Raw genomic sequence first — 446 nt, 5'->3', positions numbered from 1 at the left:
TATTACATCATCAAAGGTAAAGTAAGCTCAGTACTTCTGTTATTAAAAATGCTGCAGATTAATCACGCCTGATCTCTGTCCCGGTATTTTAGCCCGAGGGTAATGACTCCAACTTACTGATAGTGTTTTATGTTCAGATAATGCCCGATGACCTTGTCATGCAGCTCCACCGATTTTGAGAACGACAGTGACTTCCGTCCCAGCCTTGCCAGATGTTGTCTCAGATTCAGATTATGTCGCTCAATGCGCTGAGTGTAACGCTTGCTGATAACGTGCAGCTTTCCCTTCAGGCGTGATTCATACAGCGGCCAGCCATCCGTCATCCATACCACGACCTCAAAGGCCGGCAGCAGGCTCAGAAGACGCTCCAGTGTGGCCAGAGTGCGTTCACCGAAGACGTGCGCCACAACCGTCCTCCGTATCCTGTCATACGCGTAAAACAGCCA

At 49.3% G+C, this 446-nt stretch carries 1 pseudogene; it reads right to left on the bottom strand.

The features are described 5' to 3' along the window. Positions 1-113 precede the first annotated feature (113 nt). Positions 114-446: pseudogene (locus tag BHE85_RS18695) on the bottom strand (IS1-like element IS1X2 family transposase); the annotation flags it as partial.

Source organism: Shigella sp. FC1567, from assembly GCF_001743015.1.
GTDB lineage: Bacteria > Pseudomonadota > Gammaproteobacteria > Enterobacterales > Enterobacteriaceae > Escherichia > Escherichia coli.
Note: the sequence above shows the minus strand (reverse complement) of the source record. Positions and strands in the feature narration are given on the sequence as shown.